This is a genomic window from Alistipes finegoldii DSM 17242 (assembly GCF_000265365.1).
GTDB lineage: Bacteria > Bacteroidota > Bacteroidia > Bacteroidales > Rikenellaceae > Alistipes > Alistipes finegoldii.
Genome location: NC_018011.1, coordinates 1,122,448 through 1,144,238, shown reverse-complemented (window position 1 = coordinate 1,144,238; position 21,791 = coordinate 1,122,448). Strand labels below are relative to the sequence as shown.

19 protein-coding genes and 1 pseudogene are annotated in these 21,791 nt (G+C 57.2%); 16 read left to right on the top strand and 4 right to left on the bottom strand.

Annotated features, from left to right (window positions below; genetic code table 11):
- Positions 1 to 8 precede the first annotated feature (8 nt).
- The 4 genes and pseudogenes from ALFI_RS05255 (at position 9) to ALFI_RS05240 (ending at position 6,989) form a co-directional block, all read left to right on the top strand.
- On the top strand, positions 9 to 2,243 hold the full coding sequence (locus tag ALFI_RS05255; protein ID WP_014775051.1) for a glycoside hydrolase family 3 protein: 2,235 nt from the start codon (positions 9 to 11) through the stop codon (positions 2,241 to 2,243).
- Positions 2,244 to 2,255: 12 nt separating this feature from the next.
- A complete protein-coding gene (locus ALFI_RS05250; protein WP_014775050.1) occupies positions 2,256 to 4,193 on the top strand; it encodes a beta-L-arabinofuranosidase domain-containing protein in 1,938 nt (645 codons plus the stop codon).
- Positions 4,194 to 4,213: 20 nt separating this feature from the next.
- The gene (locus ALFI_RS05245; protein ID WP_014775049.1) at positions 4,214 to 5,935 is read left to right on the top strand and encodes a DUF4091 domain-containing protein; all 1,722 of its coding nucleotides are present in this window, start codon (positions 4,214 to 4,216) and stop codon (positions 5,933 to 5,935) included.
- 536 nt (positions 5,936 to 6,471) lie between these two features.
- Positions 6,472 to 6,989: pseudogene (locus ALFI_RS05240) on the top strand (DUF3408 domain-containing protein).
- A 105-nt stretch (positions 6,990 to 7,094) separates the two neighbouring features.
- On the opposite strand, the gene ALFI_RS05235 reads toward ALFI_RS05240, so the two are convergent.
- The 3 genes from ALFI_RS05235 to ALFI_RS05225 form a co-directional block, all read right to left on the bottom strand.
- On the bottom strand, positions 7,095 to 8,366 hold the full coding sequence (locus ALFI_RS05235; protein ID WP_014775048.1) for a site-specific integrase: 1,272 nt from the start codon (positions 8,364 to 8,366) through the stop codon (positions 7,095 to 7,097).
- Positions 8,367 to 8,587: 221 nt separating this feature from the next.
- Positions 8,588 to 9,010: a DMP19 family protein gene (locus ALFI_RS05230; RefSeq protein WP_014775047.1), complete on the bottom strand. Its 423-nt coding sequence runs from the start codon at positions 9,008 to 9,010 to the stop codon at positions 8,588 to 8,590.
- Positions 9,011 to 9,053: 43 nt separating this feature from the next.
- On the bottom strand, positions 9,054 to 10,238 hold the full coding sequence (locus tag ALFI_RS05225; protein ID WP_014775046.1) for a cation:proton antiporter: 1,185 nt from the start codon (positions 10,236 to 10,238) through the stop codon (positions 9,054 to 9,056).
- Positions 10,239 to 10,433: 195 nt separating this feature from the next.
- Between ALFI_RS05225 and eno the strand changes: the two genes are divergently transcribed.
- Positions 10,434 to 11,735 (top strand): phosphopyruvate hydratase, encoded by a 1,302-nt coding sequence (gene eno / locus ALFI_RS05220; protein WP_009597099.1) that lies wholly within the window; start codon positions 10,434 to 10,436, stop codon positions 11,733 to 11,735.
- 141 nt (positions 11,736 to 11,876) lie between these two features.
- On the opposite strand, the gene crcB is transcribed toward eno, so the two are convergent.
- A complete protein-coding gene (crcB, locus tag ALFI_RS05215; RefSeq protein ID WP_009597086.1) occupies positions 11,877 to 12,254 on the bottom strand; it encodes a fluoride efflux transporter CrcB in 378 nt (125 codons plus the stop codon).
- 218 nt (positions 12,255 to 12,472) lie between these two features.
- On the opposite strand from crcB, the gene ALFI_RS05210 reads away from it, so the two are divergent.
- The 11 genes from ALFI_RS05210 (at position 12,473) to ALFI_RS05160 (ending at position 21,791) form a co-directional block, all read left to right on the top strand.
- Positions 12,473 to 12,775, top strand: a complete 303-nt coding sequence (locus ALFI_RS05210; protein ID WP_009597094.1) for an urease subunit gamma — start codon at positions 12,473 to 12,475, stop codon at positions 12,773 to 12,775.
- A gap of 17 nt (positions 12,776 to 12,792) precedes the next feature.
- Positions 12,793 to 13,320 (top strand): urease subunit beta, encoded by a 528-nt coding sequence (locus ALFI_RS17840; protein WP_014775045.1) that lies wholly within the window; start codon positions 12,793 to 12,795, stop codon positions 13,318 to 13,320.
- A gap of 5 nt (positions 13,321 to 13,325) precedes the next feature.
- Entirely contained in the window at positions 13,326 to 15,044 is a 1,719-nt protein-coding gene (locus tag ALFI_RS05200) for an urease subunit alpha (protein WP_014775044.1), read from the top strand.
- 140 nt (positions 15,045 to 15,184) lie between these two features.
- On the top strand, positions 15,185 to 15,760 hold the full coding sequence (locus ALFI_RS05195; RefSeq protein ID WP_009597096.1) for an urease accessory protein UreE: 576 nt from the start codon (positions 15,185 to 15,187) through the stop codon (positions 15,758 to 15,760).
- A 10-nt stretch (positions 15,761 to 15,770) separates the two neighbouring features.
- The gene (locus tag ALFI_RS05190; RefSeq protein ID WP_014775043.1) at positions 15,771 to 16,463 is read left to right on the top strand and encodes an urease accessory protein UreF; all 693 of its coding nucleotides are present in this window, start codon (positions 15,771 to 15,773) and stop codon (positions 16,461 to 16,463) included.
- A gap of 40 nt (positions 16,464 to 16,503) precedes the next feature.
- On the top strand, positions 16,504 to 17,175 hold the full coding sequence (gene ureG, locus ALFI_RS05185) for an urease accessory protein UreG (protein ID WP_009597079.1): 672 nt from the start codon (positions 16,504 to 16,506) through the stop codon (positions 17,173 to 17,175).
- The gene (locus ALFI_RS05180) at positions 17,172 to 18,086 is read left to right on the top strand and encodes an urease accessory protein UreD (protein ID WP_014775042.1); all 915 of its coding nucleotides are present in this window, start codon (positions 17,172 to 17,174) and stop codon (positions 18,084 to 18,086) included. The genes ureG and ALFI_RS05180 overlap by 4 nt, the downstream gene beginning before the upstream one ends.
- A 31-nt stretch (positions 18,087 to 18,117) precedes the next feature.
- The gene (gene yut, locus ALFI_RS05175; protein WP_014775041.1) at positions 18,118 to 19,161 is read left to right on the top strand and encodes an urea transporter; all 1,044 of its coding nucleotides are present in this window, start codon (positions 18,118 to 18,120) and stop codon (positions 19,159 to 19,161) included.
- Between the two features lie 62 nt (positions 19,162 to 19,223).
- A complete protein-coding gene (locus ALFI_RS05170) occupies positions 19,224 to 20,216 on the top strand; it encodes an energy-coupling factor ABC transporter permease (protein WP_014775040.1) in 993 nt (330 codons plus the stop codon).
- A complete protein-coding gene (gene cbiQ / locus ALFI_RS05165; protein ID WP_009597087.1) occupies positions 20,213 to 21,028 on the top strand; it encodes a cobalt ECF transporter T component CbiQ in 816 nt (271 codons plus the stop codon). Before ALFI_RS05170 ends, cbiQ begins: the two co-directional genes overlap by 4 nt.
- A gap of 1 nt (position 21,029) precedes the next feature.
- Complete coding sequence (locus ALFI_RS05160; RefSeq protein ID WP_009597082.1) at positions 21,030 to 21,791, top strand: energy-coupling factor ABC transporter ATP-binding protein; 762 nt, start codon at positions 21,030 to 21,032, stop codon at positions 21,789 to 21,791.

The window sequence follows — 21,791 nt, the reverse complement described above, 5'->3', positions numbered from 1 at the left end:
TGGCGTTTATGTTGCCGATACTCTGTGCCTGCGGCCGAAAATGGACGGTCGAGCCGCATGACACCTACTGTCTGATTCGGCAAGACGGAGGACAGACTCTGGGCTATTTCCCCGGATCCGGCGTCCGTATCTTATATTCCGACGGATACGCTTTCAAAGACCTGAACCGAAACGGGATTCTCGACTGCTACGAAGATTGGCGGTACACCCCGGAAGAACGGGCGGAAGACCTTGCAAAGCGACTCTCCGTCGAAGAGATTGCCGGATTGATGTTATACAGTTCCCATCAGGCCGTCCCGACGGATTCGGTAGGTTACTGGTCCTCGACCTACAACGGGACCTCACTCCGGGAAAGCGGACTTCCCCACTCGGCTGTTTCGGACAAACAGCGGAAGTTCCTCCGGGACGACAATCTCCGGGCCGTGCTCGTCGTCCGGGTTGAAAGTCCCCGCATTGCAGCCGAATGGAACAACAACATGCAGGCCTTCGTCGAAGGCCTCGGACAAGGCATTCCGGTCAATATCAGTTCCGATCCCCGGAATGAAACCCGAGCCTGGGCCGAATACAACGCAGGGTCAGGAGGAAAGATTTCGTTGTGGCCCAGTCCGCTCGGGCTGGCCGCTACGTTCGACCCCGAACTGGTCGAAAAGTTCGGACGGATCGCATCCGCCGAATACCGCGCCTTGGGTATCGCCACAGCGCTGTCGCCGCAGATCGATCTGGCGACCGAACCCCGGTGGAACCGGTTCTACGGTACCTTCGGCGAAGACCCCGATCTGGACACCGATATGGCGCGGGCCTATATCGACGGATTCCAGACCTCCGTCGGAGCTGCCGAGATTGCGGACGGCTGGGGGTATGAAAGCGTCAATGCCATGGTCAAACATTGGCCGGGCGGCGGCCCGGAAGAAGGCGGACGGGATGCCCATTTCAGCTTCGGGAAATACACTGTTTACCCCGGCGGAAATTTCGAGCAACACATCCGGCCCTTTGTGGAAGGAGCTTTCCGCCTCAACGGCAAGACACGAAAGGCCGCAGCCGTCATGCCCTATTATACGGTTTCCCACGGGGTGGACCCCTCGGGAAAAAAGGTCGGCAACGGTTTTAGCAAATATATCGTCACCGATCTGCTGCGGAACAGATACGGATACAACGGCGTCGTCTGCACGGATTGGGGCATCACGCACGACTATTCCAGCATCGAGGAGGCTGACGGCAAATGCTGGGGAGTGGAGGCATTGAGCATCCCGCAGCGGCATTACGAAGCGCTCAAAGCCGGAGTAGACCAGTTCGGCGGCAACAACGACAAAGGTCCCGTGCTGGAAGCCTACCGAATGTGGACCGCCGAATTCGGCGAAAAATCTGCCCGGGAGCGGTTCGAACGTTCCGCCATAAGGTTGCTGCTCAATATTTTTCGGACCGGTCTGTTCGAAAATCCCTATGTAGACCCGGACCGGACGGAAGCGACGGTCGGGAATCCGGAATTTATGCAAGCCGGTTACGAAGCGCAGCTCCGGTCGGTCGTCCTGCTGAAAAACCGGGCGGGAACCCTGCCCGCATCGACCCGCCGGAGCGTATATCTGCCCGAATGCGGACAATCCCGCCTACCTGTAGACACCTCTTTGGTCAAACAATATTACGAATTGGCAGAAAGCCCCGAAAATGCCGACTTCGCGATCGTTTTTATCGACGAACCCGACGGAGGCTGCGGATACGATGCGGCCGATCGGGAAAAGGGCGGCAACGGTTATGTCCCGATCAGCCTGCAATACGGCGACTACACGGCCCGCCACGCACGCCCCGAGAGTATTGCCGGCGGGGACCCGAAAGAACCGTCCATCGACCGGAGTTACCGCGGGAAAACCGTCCGGAGTTCCAACCGGGAAGAGTTGAAACGGGTACTCGGAACGAAACGGCAGATGGGAGACAAGCCCGTCGTGGCTGTCGTTTCCACGACCAGACCGTTCGTTCCGGCCGAATTCGAACCTTCGGCCGATGCCATACTGCTTGCTTTCGGGGTACAGCGTCAGGCCGTGCTGGATATTATCTCCGGCCGGCGGGAACCGTCGGCACTTCTGCCGATGCAATTGCCCGCAGACATGAAAACCGTGGAACAGCAGCATGAAGACGTTCCGAGAGATATGGTTTGTTATACGGACTCGGAAGGAAATACATATGATTTCGCTTTCGGGCTCGACTGGAAAGGTGTCATCCGGGATGCAAGAGTCGAAAAATACAAATAGTCAAGAAATCGCATGAAGAAGCTGTTTTCAATTATTGCACTTTGCCTCGTCGGTACCGCGACGAACGCCCAGGCCCCTTATGCCCAGTTTCAGGGCGGCATGATCGGCTGCATAGAGCCGCAGGGCTGGATCGAGGAATTCCTCCACCGCCAACAAACGGGACTTACGGGACATCCCGAGGCGATGTCCTATCCGTACGACTCCTGCCTTTGGGCGGGTGAGATCGGACGTAACACCGAAACCTACGGAAGCGACTGGTGGCGCTACGAGCAGACAGCCTATTACACCGACGGTCTGCTCCGCCTGGGTTACCTGCTCGGTGATCGGGAGATGATCGCCAAAGCCGAGGAGGGGATTCGCTACACGCTGGCCAACGCATCGTCCACAGGTGTTTTGGGCAACAAAGCGATTGAGTCGATGTGGCCCATGTGTGTCTACTTCCGGGTGCTGCAAGCCTATTACGAGCGCACGGGCGATCCGGCGATCCCCGCAGCCTTGGAAAGGCACTACATGAACTTTACGCAGGAGCAGGTCGAGAAATGGCGCAACATCGTCAGCATCGAGGGAATGTTGTGGACTTACGGCAAAACCGGCAATGCGAAGTTGCTGGATATTTGCGAGAGAGCCTACAATGGCGGAAAATTCGGGGACCTGACGCCCGCAGTCGCGGCCGGCGACGAACGGTTCGTCATGCATGGCGTCACCTGCATGGAAGAACTGAAACTCCCGATGCTGCTCTATGCCTATACGGGCAAACGATATTACCTGGACCTTGCACTCAACGCCGAACGCAAGCTCACCCGCGACCACATGCTCCCCGACGGCGTTCCGGCCAGTGCGGAAGCGCTCGTCGGAAACGGGAACGTCATCAACAGTCACGAAACCTGCGACATTTCCGACTACACCTGGACGCTGGAGCAATTTCTCCTGACCACGGGCGAAGTCCGGTGGGCTGACAAAATAGAAAAAGCGGTCTTCAATGCCGGACTAGGAGCCGTTACCAAGGATTTCCGATCGTTGCAGTATTTCTCGTCCGTCAATCAGGTAATCGCAACGGGGCGTTCAAATCACAACGAATTCTTCCACGGTTCGACCTGGATGGCTTTCCGGCCGACGCATGAAACGGAGTGCTGCGCCGGAAACGTTCACCGTTTCATGCCCAATTACGTCGCACATATGTGGCTACGCGGGAAAGACGGCTCTATTGCCGCTGCGCTCTACGGACCTTCGGCTGCAACGTTCGACCTGCCGAACGGCCGACAGTGCCACATCGCACAGCGGACCTCCTATCCGTTCAACGGGGAGATCGAGTTCTCCTTCGGCCTGAAAGAGAGGACGGATATCCCGTTTCTGCTGCGCATTCCCGCATGGTGCAGGGATGCCAGAATATATGTCAACGGCAAACTGTGGCGAGACGCATGTCCCGCCGGCACGTTCGTGACCCTCCGGCGCAAATTCAGGAACGGCGACCGGATTCGGTTGTGTCTCAGCATGCAACCCGTCATGAACACCGTTCCCGGACAGGGAATCTACGTGCAGCGCGGACCTCTGCTCTTCTCCTATCCTGTTCCCCAGCGGAAAACAGCCGACCGGACGGTCTATGCGAATATGAACGGCAAAGTTCCCGGCAACCCCGAATTCGAATGCTGGAGCATCGAGCCTGCCGGACCTTGGAACTATGCCCTTTGCTCCGATCCGGTCATACCCCTGAAGGTCATTCGGACAAAACCCGCAGCCGCAGGAAGCTATCCGTTCGATCCGGAACATACGCCCGTGAAAATCTCGGTTCCCGTCAAACCGATCGACTGGGAATTGGAAAAAGGACGCTACACGCCGCGCCTTCCGGCCGAAGGGATAGCCCGCGCCGTATCCGACCGTATCGAATATCTCGAACTGATTCCCTACGGATGCACGGAACTCCGGCTTACTGTTTTCCCGCAATGCAATTAAGAATTCAAACCGAACCCGAAATGAACATTTCCCCGCTCCGACTTCTCGTCAACCGGACGATCCGGACTCTTTGCCCTGCACTCCTGATGCTACCGGTAGCCTGTAGTGAAAGCGGACTCACGATCCGCGTCATCGATCCTTTGACCAATGTTCTTCCCGGAATCGTTTACCCTCCTGCCGGGGACGATACCGTTCGCGTGGCCCGCGGCGAGAACGCCGTTCTGCAATTCGTTATCTCCGCTGACGACTCCGTAGCGGCAATGACTCCTGTCCTTCGGAGTCTTAAAACAGAGCAGGGAACTTCGCTCGACAAAGCCGTTCTGGGCTGGGTCCGGAACGTACAGGCTTCCCACGCCTACGTGCCGGCGGCCCCCGATGCCCTGCAATCACCGTCCGGAGAATATCCCGATCCCATTCTGACCGACACCACCGTATCTATCGCCGCAGGCGGGACAGCTTTGCTCTGGTTGGACATTCCGATTCCGGCCGATGCCGAAGCGGGGCTTTACGAAGGATCGGTACGCATTTCCGGGCTAAAGAACGGAAAGCGGATCGTTGCCGACCGACAATTCACCATACAAGTTTATCCGGTCACGCTTCCCGAACAGTCGTTATTGGTTACCAACTGGTATTTCCCCGATAAATTCTCTTTCATGAACGACAACGAATCCGTGGAGGACGATTCACCGGCCTATTGGGAATGTATGCGGCGGCTCGTCGAAACCGCCTCGGCCTATGGTCAGAACGTCTGGTTGCTCTACGAAACGGGAACGCCGGTTCCGACAGCCGACGGCAAAGGGCTGACGTTCGATTTCTCACGGATGGACAAAACGATCGAATTCCTGCTCCGACACGCCGACGTACGGCTGATCGAGGCCAACCATTTCGCCAAGCGGTCCCGCAACGGGTGGACCGATCCTTTCTGGGCCAACGTACCGGTCCCCGACGGCAAGGGCTCCTATGTTTATCAACGTCTGCCCCATGACGACCCGCGCGTGCAACGATACATCGCAGCGTATTTTCCGGCTCTGCAGGAGCATTTGCGTTCCAGAATGATCGATGACGGAAGCGGCCGCAGTTGGCTCGACATCTACACACAACACATTGCCGACGAACCGCTCAACGAAAATAAGACCTCCTGGGAAGGATTGGCCCGCCAGGTAAAACAGGCTGCCCCCGACATCCGAATCATCGAAGCTTACCGTTCTTCGTCCTACGACCCGGCGCTGATCGACATCCTCGTGCCACAACTCGACGAATTCGTATGGGAAATCTATCGAACAATGCCAGCCGGACATAGTTGCTGGTTCTACACCTGCATGTATCCCCGGGGGAATTTCGCAAACCGTTACGTAACACTGCCGCTCATCAAGACACGCCTGCTGCATTGGATAAACTACAAATACGACTCTCCGGGATACCTTCACTGGGGCTTCAACGCATGGGGAGCGAACGGCGATCCTTTCGGAGACGTTTCCGCCCCCGCCAATGACTGGCCCGGCGGCGACTCGCATATCGTCTACCCCGGTTACCGTAAGCTCTACCCGTCGATTCGGCTGGCAGCCATGCGTGACGGCATCCGTGACTACGACCTGCTGAAAATGGTTGAGGCCCGGGATTCGATCCGTGCACAGGCTTTCGTCAATGCGATCATATTCGATTTCGACCGGTACGACACGTCAGTGTCCAGATTCCGGCAGATTCGCCGGGAAATATTGGATTTTTTGGAAGACATGCATTAATCGGAATATTCAAGCAGTCAATCTCTGATTCAGTTCAGCAGATAAAATAATCCCGTTTGTCAGTTTTCGGTCGGTATCCATATATGGCTTAAAAAAGGGGCGCGACAGGGGAGCGACACCGGCCTCGCAGGGCGAGCTGTACCTTTGTCGGACAAATTGGCATTTGTCCGACAAAGGTACAGCTCGCTGTTATCTGGCGATAACAAAAATCCGCGGCGGAAATTTTTTGTGAAAACTTTGAAAAACCTCCGCTACGGCTTTCGAGGACGGGTCTTTCCCGGTTGCAATATTACAACCGTCCGGGCACCAAAACAAGCTCTCGGTGCGGACTGGAGCGGTCGTGGCCGGACATCAAAACCGAGGTATTTCAGTCGGTGGTATCTTGCATCATGAAAGGTAGGTTTTCTTGTTCCGTTCATTATTCCGATATAAACTGCGTGAAGCAGAAAATGGTATTTTGAATGGTTTAAACCATAAAACAGACACACACGCTTTACAAGCATAAAGCGAACGTTCAATCTTAAAAACATTGTACCATGGATTCATTAAAAGAAACCGACAACCTCGCAACAAAACCATCGAAGCGTCCCCGTATCGAAGTCGACGAAGAATTGATGCGCCAGATGATCGCCGGATAGGCCCCTTTGGATTCGAAAGTCGTCCGCCGGATTCCCGAACCGGAAGCGGAAAATACGGACGCTCCCGAGGGAAAGACATCGGAAACGGTATCCGGAGCATCGGCTCCGACTGCTGAAAGGACAGACGCCAATACCCAAACGAGTGACGTAAAGGAGCTGGCCGGATTCCGTCGCAAAAAGATTCCGCTGCCGGATTTCGAACGCACGTTCTTTGCCCCGGCGGACTGCCGTAACCGTTCGGCGATCTATATCAGTGCGGCAACCAAGTACAAAGTATCGGCAATCCTCCACTTATTGGGAATGAGAATACAAGGCTTACAGCTTTGGTCGACAATATGCTGCGCTTTGTAATCGGAATTTACAGCGACGAGTTGAATTATCTCCACGAGAAGAAGAACAACAGACGACTATTTTAAACAGACAATGCGATAAGCGATTACTTTGGGTTTCTGATATGGACGTAGCGAAGCGACTGGCATCCGAACCGCAGAATGTCGCCTTTTCCGCCGATGTCTTTCGGATTAGCCGTCGCTCTCTTCTTTCAGAGTTGGACATTGGAACCGTTCGCCAATTTGGTCCTCTATTCGGCTTATCGCATTATCTATCATTTGGTTTGTCACCTTGGCATAAATCTGAGTCGTGGTCGTATATTTGTGTCCCAACATTTTTGACACTGTTTCCAGCGGAATGCCGTTCATCAAGGAGACCGTCGTTGCAAAGGTATGTCTCGCCATGTGGAATTTCAGATTCTTGGTAATTCCGCATTGTCTGGCGATATGTTTCAGGCAGACATCCGAGGATTTCAATGAAGCTACCGGAAAAACCTTTCCCGGATTCTCGGGAAAGAGCCGGTTGAATCGGTTGGCAGGAATACGATACTTTTCAAGAATAGCTTTCGCAACCGGAAGTAGTTTTACCGTAAACGGTACTTTCGTTTTCTGACGGATACTGCTAATCCACCATGCTCCGTTCGGAGTTTGTTTCAACTCCTCATAACTCAGTTTGGCCAGATCGGCATAGGACAGGCCCGTAAAACAACAGAACAGAAACATATCCCGTGTCCGATCCTGACGCTGCTGCTTGACTTTGCCGATAATTAGTTTATTGATTTCTTCTTCGGTGAGATATTCAATTTCCGGCTGGTCGGCAAAGTAGTAGTAATAGGCAAACGGATTCTTCTCCATTTGCCCGTCGTTAAACGCTTTCTTGACGATATGCTTCAGTGATTTGATCTCAACGCTGATCGTCGTGTCGGCAAGGCCCCTGACATGTTTCAGATAGGCGGCAAACTTCTCTGCAAAAGACTGATCCAGTTCCACAAGGGGTATATCCTTGACTTTATAGTCCTGACAGATGAAAAGACTCAAATCGCGTCGTAGCGTTTGATAACGGAATAAGGAATGGATAGTACGGTCCACATCTATACGGTTCTTGTACTCTTTGCAGAATTCATCGCATAACTCCAGTAACAGTTTATACCTTTTACTGAAACCCAGATAGGCGTTCTTCACCTTATCGGCGGAAACATATCCGTCACGGTCGCAGATAGACTGGTAATGCTTTCCGATCTGGATACGAATATTATCCAGATAGCGGTTGATACGGTCGGCTTCGAGGCTTTTGCCTTTGGCGCGACCGCCCTTCACCTCCCACAGATGGGGAGGAACGCTAAGTTTGGCGCTGAACTGGGCGATCGTACCGTTGACGGTAATACGGCCCATGACGGGAACAACCGGCTGAACTTTGTGTTTGTCCTTTTTGAGGTAGAACAGAACCTTGAATGTACTGCGCATACTCCGATGAAATTTGGGGGTTAAAACTAATTTCCTCAGAGTTGTCTGTCAAGATGAAGCGCGATGCAAGAAATTGCAAACGAATATTTTATGCAAAATACAGCAAAACAGACGAGGTAACGATCTGGAAACCGTAACCTCGTCTGGAATTACCTTATTATGCTTGGAATCCCTCGAAGAAGAAACCCTGTACAAAGATTAAATCGCTGAATATTTAATATTTACGCCCTTTTTCTCCTCTCGGGAAACGAATGGGTAGTACCGAAGTACATCGCCATGAACTCCTCGTCGGTGCGCTCCCGTTCCAAATCCTCCCGGTTGGCGTCGTAGATCTTCTTGGCGCGGTAGACCAGCTTCGAGAAACTCTCCGCACCCCACAGGCGCATGACTCTGGCAAACGGATTGCCGAAGATATAGGCCCCGTAGCCGTTCTGGATAAGCTGGCAGAAACCGCCTTCGGTCACCTCGTCCCGGAAAATCCGGTAGGCGAGCAGCGAGTGCTGTTCGCCGCTGAGCAGCGGCATCGTTTCGGCCGTCGGGTCTCCGCCGACCGTCTCCTTGTATTTGTCCGTAAAGACCCGGAGGAATTCGTCCATCCCTTTGGCGGCTGCCGTTTGCAGGGCCTTGTCTGTAATTTCGATCACGGTTTCCGTCGTTTGATTGTGAATATGGGGTTGTTTAGCCGGGTTACTGCTGCGCTTCGGGCGCGTAGGTGCGCAGGGCCAGTTTCTTGACCCACACCACGAAGCCGCCCGTGAGGATCAGGTTCAGCACCAGCGTCAGCACCGAGATGATGAGCGCCGGGCCGCCCAGACTGTAGCCCAGTGCGATGAAGATTACGCCCGCGCCCACCTCGCCGCGGGTGAACATGCCGATCGAGAGGGCGAGGCGTTCGCTGATCTTGCGGTCGCGGTAGAAGAAGAGCGGCACCAGTTTGCCGAGGTTCGAGAGCAACGATACGGCCAACACATGCAGCGCCAGCGTGCCCCACGGCATCATGGGCTGCGAGCCGGTGACCGACGTCGCGGCGGCCGTGTCGCCCGGAGCGCCCGTTACGAGCGGCATGCTCAGCCCCACGAGCAGCATGAAGAGGAACGAGATGCCGGTGGTGATGCGCCGTTCGGCGGCGGTGTCGATCTCCTTGTGTTTCATCAGCATGCCGACGACGAACGCCGGGAGCAGGACTTCGATATGGATGCTGTTCTCCGGTCCGTAAAGCCGGGCCGTGACGATGTGGACGAGCTGGGTCAGGGCGCAGACCACGACGGCCAGCCCCAAGATGGTTTTCCAGTCCTGACGTACGTTCCACGTCGCCTGCCAGCGCCAGCCGACGGCCAGCAGGAGGGTGACGACGGCGATGATGGCGAACATTTGCCACCGCAGGCCGGTCATCAGGATTTGCAGGGGGATCATCAGCAGGATGGTGTCCAGATCGTCGAAGATGGCCAGCACCTGTATCTTTTTGTAAATCCAGCTTTTCTTGAGACTGAGGGCTGCGAGCATCGTGAAGAGGATGCCGGCCGAAGTCGGCGCGGCGAAACGGCTCAGCAGCAGGTTTTCCTTCCACGCCTCGCCGCTGGTCCAGAGTTCGGGCGGTAGCAGTGCGAAGACGTAGTAGAGGACGATGAGTATCCACGGCAGCGCGGCCGTGGCCATGGCGATGAAGTAGTCCGCAGTGTAGGAACGCCAGCGGGTTTTGTCGATTTCGAATTCGCGGCCGACGTTGATCATGATGAATCCGAGGCAGATGTAAAGCAGCGTGTCGGAACACTTCTTGAACGCCGCGTATCCTACACCGAGCGTGCCCGGAAGCATTTGCGAGACGATGAGCCCCAACATCAGGAAAAGAGAGAATGAGAGAACTTTTCGCATTAATTGATAGTTGTTTACAAGTGAGAGGAGTGCATTCGCCGGCAAAGATAATATATTCTGCTTTATTCCCGAAACCGCATCCGTCTTTCGTGAAAAAAATAACAATAATGAAACCGCAATTCACAATTATTTCTTACCTTTGCGGTCGAAAACGGCATATCAGTATTTAAAACCATAAATTAAACATTTACAACTATGCAGATTGTAGAGATTCACGCAAGAGAGATCCTCGACTCGCGAGGCAATCCGACCATCGAGGTCGAAGTACGTACCGTATCCGGCGCATTCGGCCGCGCAGCCGTTCCGAGCGGCGCATCGACGGGCGAGAACGAGGCCCTCGAACTTCGTGACGGCGACAAGAGCCGTTATCTGGGCAAGGGCGTTCTGAACGCCGTCAAGAACGTAAACGAGGTGATCGCTCCCGCCGTTATCGGCATGAACGTGGCCGATCAGGTGGGCATCGACAAGGCCATGATAGCCCTCGACGGCACGAAGACCAAGTCGAAGCTGGGTGCTAACGCCATTCTCGGCGTGTCGCTGGCCGTGGCCCGCGCTGCCGCCGACTACTTCGGCATGCCGCTTTATCGCTATATCGGCGGAGCAAACGCCAAGACGCTGCCCGTTCCGATGATGAACATCATCAACGGCGGTTCGCACTCGGACGCTCCGATCGCGTTCCAAGAGTTCATGATCCGTCCCGTGGGTGCCCCCACCTTCAAGGAGGCTATCCGCATGGGCGCCGAGGTGTTCCACAACCTGAAGAAAGTGCTTCACAACCGCAACCTTTCGACGGCTGTCGGTGACGAGGGCGGCTTCGCTCCCGCGCTGAACGGCACCGAGGACGCTATCGAGTCGATCATCGAGGCCATCAAGATGGCGGGTTACAAGCCCGGCCGCAAGGAAGAGGGCGGCGACGTGTCGATCGGCATGGACTGCGCTTCGTCGGAGTTCTACAAGGACGGCGTTTACGACTACACCAAGTTCGAAGGCGAGAAGGGTGCGAAGCGTTCGTCGAAGGAGCAGGTAGAGTACCTGAAGGGACTGGTTGCCAAATACCCCATCGACTCGATCGAGGACGGTATGTCGGAGAACGACTGGGACGGTTGGCAGATGCTCACCGAGGAGATCGGCGGCAAGTGCCAGCTCGTGGGCGACGACCTGTTCGTGACCAACGTGGACTTCCTGAAGAAGGGTATCGAAATGGGCTGCGCCAACTCGATCCTGATCAAGGTGAACCAGATCGGTACGCTGACCGAGACGCTCGACGCCATCGAGATGGCTCACCGTGCGGGCTACACTTCGGTTACGTCGCACCGTTCGGGCGAGACCGAGGATTCGACGATCGCCGACATCGCCGTGGCTACCAACTCCGGTCAGATCAAGACCGGTTCGGCGTCGCGTTCGGACCGTATGGCCAAGTACAACCAGCTGCTCCGCATCGAGGAGGAACTCGGCGACGAGGCTATCTACGGCTACACGAAGATCTACCGCAAGTAATTCCGATTTCGAAGGGCCTGACAGCCCTGTTGCATCAGGTTCCGGGCGAAGCCCGAACCGGATCATAAATGAAAGGGCCGGACATATTGTCCGGCCCTTTTTTTGTGCGGCGGCGTGCGGTCGCTCAGGCGCCGACCGCGGTCAGACCGCCTTTATCAGCGAACGTCCCAGCCATACGAGTACCAGTCCCAGAATGAAGCTCAGGCCGACGTAAAGGCCGAAATAGAGCCAGTGTTTCTGTTGGAGGAGCAGGTACATGTCGTCGGCAAACGACGAAAAGGTGGTGAATCCGCCGCAGAAGCCGGTGATCAGAAAGACGTTCATCGACGGCGAGATGACGTGGGTCTTTTCGGCCAGACCGAAGAAGATGCCGATCACGAAACTGCCGATAATATTGACGGCGAACGTACCCCACGGGAACGCCGAAACCGTAATGACATGGGCCAGTTTTCCCGTCAGAAAGCGCAGGCATGTGCCGATAAAACCGCCTAGCCCCGCAATAATCATCGCTTTAAACATAATTCACACATTTTTAGTTGATTCTACCATTCGGGTTCTTCCCCGAACAAATTTGATGCCACCGGGCTTCCGTATTTTGCCGCGGATCGCCACGGGGGGGCGGCTTTTGGCATCCTATTTGGAACCTCCGCTGATCAGTACCGGCGGACCGCTGCCCCGGCGGGATATGTATGGCCTTCGGGGATGCGGAGCCGGATTAACTATAAAAATCGTTTACTATGCACTTGACACCGAAAGAGATTGACAAGTTGATGCTGCTTTCGCTCGGTATGGTCGCCGAACGGCGTATGAAAAAAGGGCTGAAACTGAATTATCCGGAGGCCGTAGCCTATATTACGTCCACGGCACTGGAGGGAGCGCGTGAAGGCAAGACCGTGGAAGAGGTTATGAAAGGAGCGGCCAGCGTGCTGAAGAAAAGCGACGTCATGGAGGGCGTCGCCGACATGATCGACCTGCTGCAGGTCGAAGCCGTGTTTACGGACGGTTCCCGTCTGGTGAGCATCCACCATCCTATTAAGTAATTTTAAACATCCTGAGTATGAATACGAAAAATCCCGCCCCTGCGAAAAATCAGGCGCAGGCGGCGAGTCTCTATCCGAATAAACCCGGCTTCAAACCCGCAAAGCCCGTCGTCGTCGGTGGAGAAATCCTGATGAACGTTCCGATCGAGTACAATACCGGCCGCAAGACCGTGAAGCTTGTCGTGCGCAATACCGGCGACCGCCCGATTCAGGTCGGTTCGCATTTCCATTTCTTCGAGGTCAACCGTTATCTGGAGTTCGACCGCGACGCCGCTTTCGGCTGTCACCTGAACATTCCCGCAACGACCGCCATCCGTTTCGAACCGGGCGACCAGAAAGAGGTCGAGGTCGTGGCCTATTCGGGCAAACGCCGCGTGATCGGCTTCAACGGTCTGGTGATGGGATATACGGGCGACGAGGATGCGCCCACCTATTTCCCGGCACGTATGCATGCCGTGCGCAAAGCCCGGCATGCAGGGTTCAAGAACATTTCGGAAAGCGATGCCGAGGCCGCTATGAAAAAAAGCAACAACACTAAAAAATAGAGGATATGGCAACAATTTCACGTCAAGAATACAACAACCTTTTCGGTCCTACCGTCGGCGACAAGATCCGGCTGGGTGACACCGATCTTTACGTCGAGATCGAAAAAGACCTGCGCGAATACGGCGACGAGGTCGTCTACGGCGGCGGCAAGACCATCCGCGACGGCATGGGGCTGGCCAATACGATGACTTCGGAGGAGGGGGCGCTCGACCTCGTGATTACCAACGTGACGATCATCGACGCCAATCTGGGCGTCGTGAAGGCCGACGTGGGTGTCAAGGACGGAAAAATCGCCGGTATCGGCAAGGCGGGAAATCCCAATATCATGCACGGCGTGCATCCCGATCTGGTGACCAGCACCGCAACCGACGCGATATCGGGCGAGCACCTGATCCTGACGGCAGCCGGCATCGACGGCCACGTGCACATGATCTCCCCGCAGCAGGCTTACGCCTGTCTGAGCAACGGTATTACGACCCTGTTCGGCGGCGGAATCGGCCCTACGGACGGCAGTAACGGAACCACCATCACTTCAGGCCGCTGGAACATCGAACGCATGCTGGAGTCGATCGAGGGGCTTCCGGTGAACGTCGGCCTGCTGGGCAAGGGCAACTGCTCGATGAACCAGCCGCTCGAAGAACAGATCGAGGCCGGAGCCTGCGGCCTGAAGATTCACGAGGACTGGGGCTCGACTCCCGCTGCGATCCGCGCCGCGCTGGGCGTCGCCGATCGTTTCGACGTGCAGGTGGCCATCCACTCCGATACGCTCAACGAGAGCGGATACGTCGAGGATACGATCGCCGCCATGGACGGCCGCACGATCCATACCTACCACACCGAAGGCGCCGGCGGCGGACACGCCCCCGACCTGCTGAAAGTGGCGTCGATGCCCTACGTGCTGCCTTCGTCGACCAATCCGACCCTGCCGTTCGGGGTCAATTCCCAAGCCGAGCTGTTCGACATGATCATGGTCTGCCACAACCTAAATCCGAAGATCCCGTCGGACGTGGCCTTTGCCGAGAGCCGCGTGCGGCCCGAAACGCAGGCCGCGGAGAACGTGCTGCACGATCTGGGCATACTGTCGATGGTTTCGTCCGACTCGCAGGCCATGGGCCGTATCGGCGAATCGTTCATGCGCACGTTCCAGATGGCGTCGTTCATGAAGAACGCCTGCGGCAAGCTCGCCGAGGATGCCGACGGGAACGACAACTTCCGCGTGCTGCGCTATATCGCCAAGATCACGATCAACCCGGCCATCACCTACGGCGTTTCCGACTACCTCGGATCGGTCGAGAAGGGCAAGGTCGCCGACCTCGTACTCTGGGAGCCGCAGTTCTTCGGCGCCAAACCCAAGATGGTCATCAAGGGCGGCCTGATCAACTGGTCGAACATGGGCGATCCCAACGCATCGCTCCCGACGCCGCAGCCGTGCTATTACCGTCCGATGTACGGCGCTTTCGGCCGTACGCTGCCCGAAACCTGCCTTTCGTTCGTATCGGGCGCCGCGTTCCAGAGCGGTATCAAGGAGCGTCTCCACCTGCATCGTATGGTGCAGCCCGTGCGGCGCACCCGCCAGCTTACCAAATACAACATGGTGCGCAACGGAGGAATGCCGAAGATCGACGTGAATCCCGAAACGTTCGACGTGCTGGTCAACGACATCCGCGCTTACGTCAAGCCTGCCGACAAATTCCCCCTGAGCCAGCTGCTCTGGTTCAGTTAGCCGGGAGGGCCTCTCCGATCCGGGGCGGTTTGTTGTTCCGCCTTCGGATCCGATCCGGCCCCGGATCGGTTTCCTGTTTCCGGGGGCATGCCGCAGGGGATGCTCCCGGAAATTAAAAACGAATATTAAAAACGAATCCGATGAAAATATATACGGAAATCATAGGCAATCTGCAGGACCCCGAATGGGTGAAGAAAGCGCGGGAAGCCGAAATCGAATATATCGATCTCGACCAGTGGACGGCCCAGAAAAGCCGCTTCGTGGTCAAAGGCGACCGGGAAAACGAATACGCCGTGGCATTGAAACGCCACTCGCAGATGCTCGACGGCGATATTATCGAGTATCTGCCCGAACAGCGCCGCATTGCGGCCATCCGCATCCGGCTCAACGACGTGCTGGTCGCGGACCTTTCGGATCTGGCGCGTCAAACGCCGGAAACGATCATCCATATCTCGGTGGAACTCGGTCATGCCATCGGCAACCAGCATTGGCCCGCAGTGGTCAAGGGGACAAAGGTCTACATTCCGCTGACGGTGGATAAAAAAGTGATGGACAGCGTAATGCGTACGCACCATATAGAAGGTGTCGCCTACTCGTTCCAGCCCGGTTCGGAGGTGATTCCCTACTTGGCGCCCCACGAAATCCGGCGTCTGTTCGGCGGCACGGGGCCCGACAGCGACGTACACCACCATCACGAACATGTGCACGCGCATTAAACCCGCCCTTATGACCGACGACGCAACAACCGTCATGCGGCTGCTCGAATTCACCGACTCGGCCTTTCCGGTCGGGACCTTCTCCTTCTCCAACGGATTGGAAACGGCCGCCGAGGAGGGACTGGTGCACGACGCCGCGACGCTCGAACAATATACGCAGGACATTGTCCGGCAGGCCGCCTTCACCGACGGAGTCGCGGCGCTGCACGCTTTCCGCAGCTATAACCTCGGTTATTACGAGGGTATCCTCAATGCCGACCGTCAGGCCGTTCTCTGCAAGATGAACGCCGAGGCGCGGCTGATGACCCGACGCATGGGCAAGAAACTGGCCGAGCTGTCGAAACATGTCTTTCCCGATGAAACCGCAGCGAAGTGGCTCGGCGACATCGCCGGCGGCCGTACCCCCGGCACTTATCCCGTGGCGCAGGGCATCGTATTCGCGGCCTGCGGAATCTCCGAAAAGGGGCTTTTCTGCTCCCACCAGTACGGTGTGGTCAATATGGTCGTCAGCGCGGCTCTCCGCTGCGTGCGCGTGTCGCACTACGACACGCAGCGCATCCTGTTCCGGGCCGCCGAAAAGCTCGGCGAGCTCTATGACACGGCGGGCGACATGGATTTCGACGACATGTATACCTTCGTGCCGCAGATCGACATTCTCGCCTCGCTGCACGAAAAGGGAACCAAACGCATGTTTATGAATTGATCCGCCCCAAAAGCGGAATAACCGAATAAACGAATAGATTATGAACGAAAATACAACTTGCAGAATCGGAATCGGCGGTCCCGTAGGCTCCGGCAAAACGGCACTCATCGAAGCGATCACCCCGCGGCTTCTGGACATGGGCTACAAAGTGCTGGTGATAACCAACGACGTGGTAACCACGGAAGACGCCAAACACGTGCGTAAAATGCTGAAGGGCATCCTTGTCGAGGAGCGGATCATCGGCGTTGAAACCGGCGCGTGCCCGCATACGGCCGTGCGGGAAGACCCTTCGATGAATATTGCGGCGGTCGAGGAGATGGAGGCCCGATTCCCCGACGGCGACGTGGTGCTGATCGAATCGGGCGGCGACAACCTCACCCTCACCTTCAGCCCCGCGCTGGTGGACTTTTTCATCTACGTGATCGACGTGGCCGCAGGCGACAAGATTCCACGCAAGGACGGACCGGGGATATCCCAGTCCGATATTCTGGTCATCAACAAGACCGATTTGGCCCCCTATGTCCGTGCTGATCTCGAAGTGATGCGGCGCGATTCCGAGCTGATGCGTCCGGGCAAGCCGTTCGTATTCACCAACTGCATGACGGGCGAAGGGATCGACGAACTGGTCGCCCTGATCCGCCGGATGGCGCTTTTCGACCTCGGCAACAACAAGGAGAAAGTTTCGGAATCCCTAACCGGCGCCGTACGATGAATTTCGCAGCAGCCAAAGAGATGAGTCCCTACCTCGAAGAGCCGAAGGCGATGCCCGTCGGCACTCCGGGCAAGATGGGGTATCTTTTTCTGGGATTCGAACTCGACGACGACGGCAGGTCGATCATGCGCGATCTGGAACGCCATGCCCCGCTGATCGTCCAGCAGGAACTCTATTTCGACGAAGGCATGCCTGAGATGCCGTGCGTCTACATCCTCTCGTCCGGAGGTCCCAACGTGGACGGCGATCGCTATGAACAGCGTTTTGTCGTCCGCGAAGGCGCCTACGCCCATATTTCGACCGGTGCGGCGACCAAGCTGGCCGAGATGCGCTACAACTATTCGGGGCTGACGCAGACGTTCGAGCTCGAAGAGGACTCTTATCTGGAATATCTGCCCGAACCGACGATTCCGTGCCGTCACACGCGGTTCATCGCCGACACGGCAATCCGCATCGCACCCTCGGCCACGCTGTTCTATTCGGAAATCTACATGAGCGGCCGCAAGTATTTCGACCGGGGCGAAACTTTCCAGTACGACATTCTGTCGGTCTGCTCCCATGCCGAACGTCCCGACGGGGAGCAACTGTTTCGCGAAAAATTCATCATACGGCCCGAAATGTATCCGCCTTCGACGCTCGGTGCGATGAACGGATACGACGTTTTCGCCAACGTGATCGTGCTGACGCCGCCGGAGAATGCCGACAACATCTACGAGCGGACGCAGGCCTTCATCGACCGCGAACGCAGGCTGGCGGCCGGCATTACGCGCCTGCCGAACGATGCGGGGCTGCTCTACAAGGTCTTGGGTGAGGAGACGGCTCCCGTGAAACGCCTTGTCCGCGAATTCTGTTCCTCGGTTCGGCAGGAAGTCAAGGGCAAGCCGCTGCCCGAAGAGTTTCCGTGGCGATAGAAACTTTGTTAACGGTTAAATAATTGTAAGTATGGCAAATACGATCGCTCGATCCGGAGGGGCCGGCGGAGGCTCTTTCGATTTTATCAAAATTCTGCTGCGCGGTACCGGGCAGGTGATGTTTCAGAACAGCGCGTGGACGGGACTTCTGTTTATGATCGGCATTTTCTGGGGCGCCTATGCCGAGGGACAGGGACTTGTGGGCTGGGGCGCCCTGCTGGGCGTGACCGTCTCCACGGTGACGGGGTATCTGCTCGGCTTTCCGGCCAAGGACGGCGAGCAGGGACTCTGGGGCTTCAACGGCGTGCTGGTGGGGTGCGCGTTTCCTACGTTCATGGGCAATACCGTCTGGATGTGGCTGGCGCTGGCGCTCTGTTCGGCGCTGACGACATGGGTGCGTGCGGGATTCAACAACGTGATGGCGCCTTGGAAAGTCAATTCGTTCACCTTCCCGTTCGTCTTCTGCACGTGGATGTTTCTCCTTGCGGCGCGCGCCATGCACGGGCTTCCGACGACGCATATGGCCGATCCGGCGCTTCCGGCGGCTTTCTCGTCGCTGGAGAGCATCCGTTTTGGCGATCTGGCGGTTTACTGGCTGAAAGGTATCGGGCAGGTCTTTCTGATCAATTCGTGGGTGACGGGAATCTGTTTCCTCGCGGGACTGTTCCTTTGCAGCCGCTGGGCGGCGCTCTGGGCCGCGATCGGCTCGGCGCTGGCGCTGCTGACGGTCGTCGCGCTGAAAGCGTCGGGCTCCGACATCTCAGATGGACTTTACGGATACAGCCCCGTGCTGACGGCCATTGCGCTGGCGACGGTGTTCTACAAGCCGAATTTCCGTTCGGCGCTCTGGGCCGTTCTGGGAATTCTGGTGACGGTGTTCATTCAGGCCGGCATGTATATGCTGATGGCGCCCGTCGGAATCGCCACCCTGACCGGGCCGTTCTGCATCACGACATGGCTCTTCCTGCTGCCGCTCGTCAGGTTCGACGACGAGGAGAAGCCCGACCATTCGAACTGGTATCCGGAGAACAAGAAGCATCTGGCGGCGCAGCAGCCGGGCGCGAAAACGGAATAACCGTCCGTCCGGTCCGGCAGGGGCCGGACGGGGCGATCTGAAAACCTGAAAAACAACAGACTATGCACATGTCCGACGCACTGGTCTCCCCGCCGGTATTCGCCGTTACGGGAGCCGTATCGCTGGTCCTGCTCGGAACGGCGATCTGGAGAGTCAAGCATCCGCGAAACGACCGCCGCGAACCCGATGCGCGGGACGAGCACATCGTTCCGCTGATGGGCGTGATGGGCGCCTTCGTCTTTGCCGCCCAGATGATAAATTTCTCTATTCCGGGAACGGGTTCGAGCGGCCATCTGGTCGGCGGTATCCTGCTTTCGGCGATACTGGGCCCATGGGCGGCGTTGCTTACGCTGGCTTCGGTGCTGGTGATCCAGTGCCTAGTTTTCGCCGACGGCGGTTTCATGGCTTTGGGCGCCAATATCCTCAATATGGCGGTATTGTCGTGTCTGGCGGCCTATCCGCTGTTGTTCCGGCCGTTGATCAAACGCGGCGCATCGCCGGGACGGATCATCGCCGCGTCGCTGCTCGCCTCGGTGGTCGGACTCGAACTGGGCGCATTGGCCGTGACGATCGAAACCGAAGCGTCGGGCATCACCGCGTTGCCGATGGGGCGGTTTCTGCTGTTCATGCTCCCGATCCATCTGTTTATAGGTATCGGCGAGGGGCTGGCTACGGCGGCGGTGATCTGCGGCGTGCAGCGTTATAAGCCCGAACTGCTGTACGGTATCCGCCGGGAACGCGCCTCCGGAAGACGGAGATTCGGAAAGGCCCTTGCGGCGATCGCGCTCTTGGCGCTGTTGATCGCCGGGTCGTTCTCGTGGATCGCTTCGTCCGATCCCGACGGACTGGAGTGGTCGATCGAAAAGACGGCGGGACGGGCCGAATTGGAACCTGCGTCCGACGGCCTGCACCGCAGAGCCGCCGCCATTCAGGAGAAGACGGCCGTGATACCCGATTACAACACGACATTTGCGGGAATCGTAGGGAGCGGAGCCATTCTGCTGGCCGTATTCGGCGCCTCCTGTCTGTTCCGCGCCGGACAAAAGCAGGGATGAAAAACAGATTGCAGCACGTACTTTGCGCATTGGATGCGATGGAGCGGACGGCGCGGATGCAGAGTCCGCTCCATCGCACGGACGCCCGGTCCAAACTGCTCGTCACGGTGGTTTTTCTCGTGACGATGCTCTCCGTGCCGCTCTGCAGGCTTCCGGAACTGCTGCTGTTTTTCGTCTTTCCGATCGTTGCCTGCGCGATGGGCGGCCTGAGTTACGGAACGATTTTCCGGCGGTCGCTTGTCGTGCTGCCCTTCGTCGTCTTCATCGGCGTTTTCAACCTGTTCTACGACCGCGAGCCGGTTTTCCGTATCGGGACGCTGGCGGTCACCGCAGGGTGGGTCTCGTTCCTTTCGATCGTACTGCGCGGACTGCTGTCGGTGCAGGCGCTGCTCGTGCTGATCGGAAGCACCGGCTACTACGGTCTCTGCCGGAGCATGCAGCGGCTGGGGGTGCCGGCTGTTTTCACCACGCAGCTGCTTTTCGTCTACCGTTACCTTTATGTCTTGATCGAAGAGGCCGCGGCCATGCAGCAGGCCCGCGACGCGAGGAGTTTCGGGCGCAGATCCTATCCGCTGAAGATTTGGGGAACGCTCGTCGGGCAACTGCTGATCCGCACTTTCGACCGGGCCGAGCAGATCAGCCGGGCGATGCTGGCACGGGGATTTTCGGGGCGCATCCCGGAGGGGGTGTTCGAACGCCCGGCATGGAAAATGCGCGACACCCTGTTTCTCGCCGTGTGGTGCTCGGCGTTCGTCCTGCTGCGCTTGTGCCGTCCGGCCGAAAACCTTTCGATGCTGATAAACAACCTTTGAGATGAGTCACCACTACCTCCGGTTCGACGATGTGCATTACCGTTATCCCAACGGCTATGAAGCGCTCTGCGGCGTCTCGTTCTGCATCACGCACGGGGAGAAGGTCGCCCTAGTCGGGGCCAACGGAGCCGGGAAATCGACGCTGCTGCTGCACACCAACGGACTGCTGATACCTTCGCAGGGCGAAGTGGTCATGGGCGGGATCAAGCTCACGCGCAGGACGCTGCCGCTGGTGCGGCAGTCGGTGGGGCTTGTGTTTCAGGATTCGGACAACCAGCTCTTCATGCCCACGGTCGAAGAAGACGTGGCCTTCGGACCTTCGAACATGCGTCTCGAACCCGAAGAGATACGCCGCCGCGTCACGGAAGCCCTCGATGCCGTCGGCGCGCTGCATCTGCGCGGGGCGTCGCCTTTCCGGCTTTCGGGCGGACAGAAGAAGCGCGTTGCGATAGCGACGGTCCTTTCGATGGAGCCGTCGGTGCTCGTCATGGACGAGCCGACCTCGAATCTCGACCCCCGCGCCCGGCGGCAGATCATAGATCTGATACGCCGTTTCGGCCATACGACGCTGATCGCTACGCACGATATGGAGATGGTGCTCGACCTTTGCGACCGTACGATCGTGATGAAGCAGGGACGGATCGTGGCCGACGGCAGTACGCGGCACGTGTTCGGCGATCTGGCCCTGCTCGAAGAGTGCGGGCTGGAGCAGCCTTGCGAACTGCGGATGAAACGTGCGTTGAAAAGGGAGTACGCCCTTTGA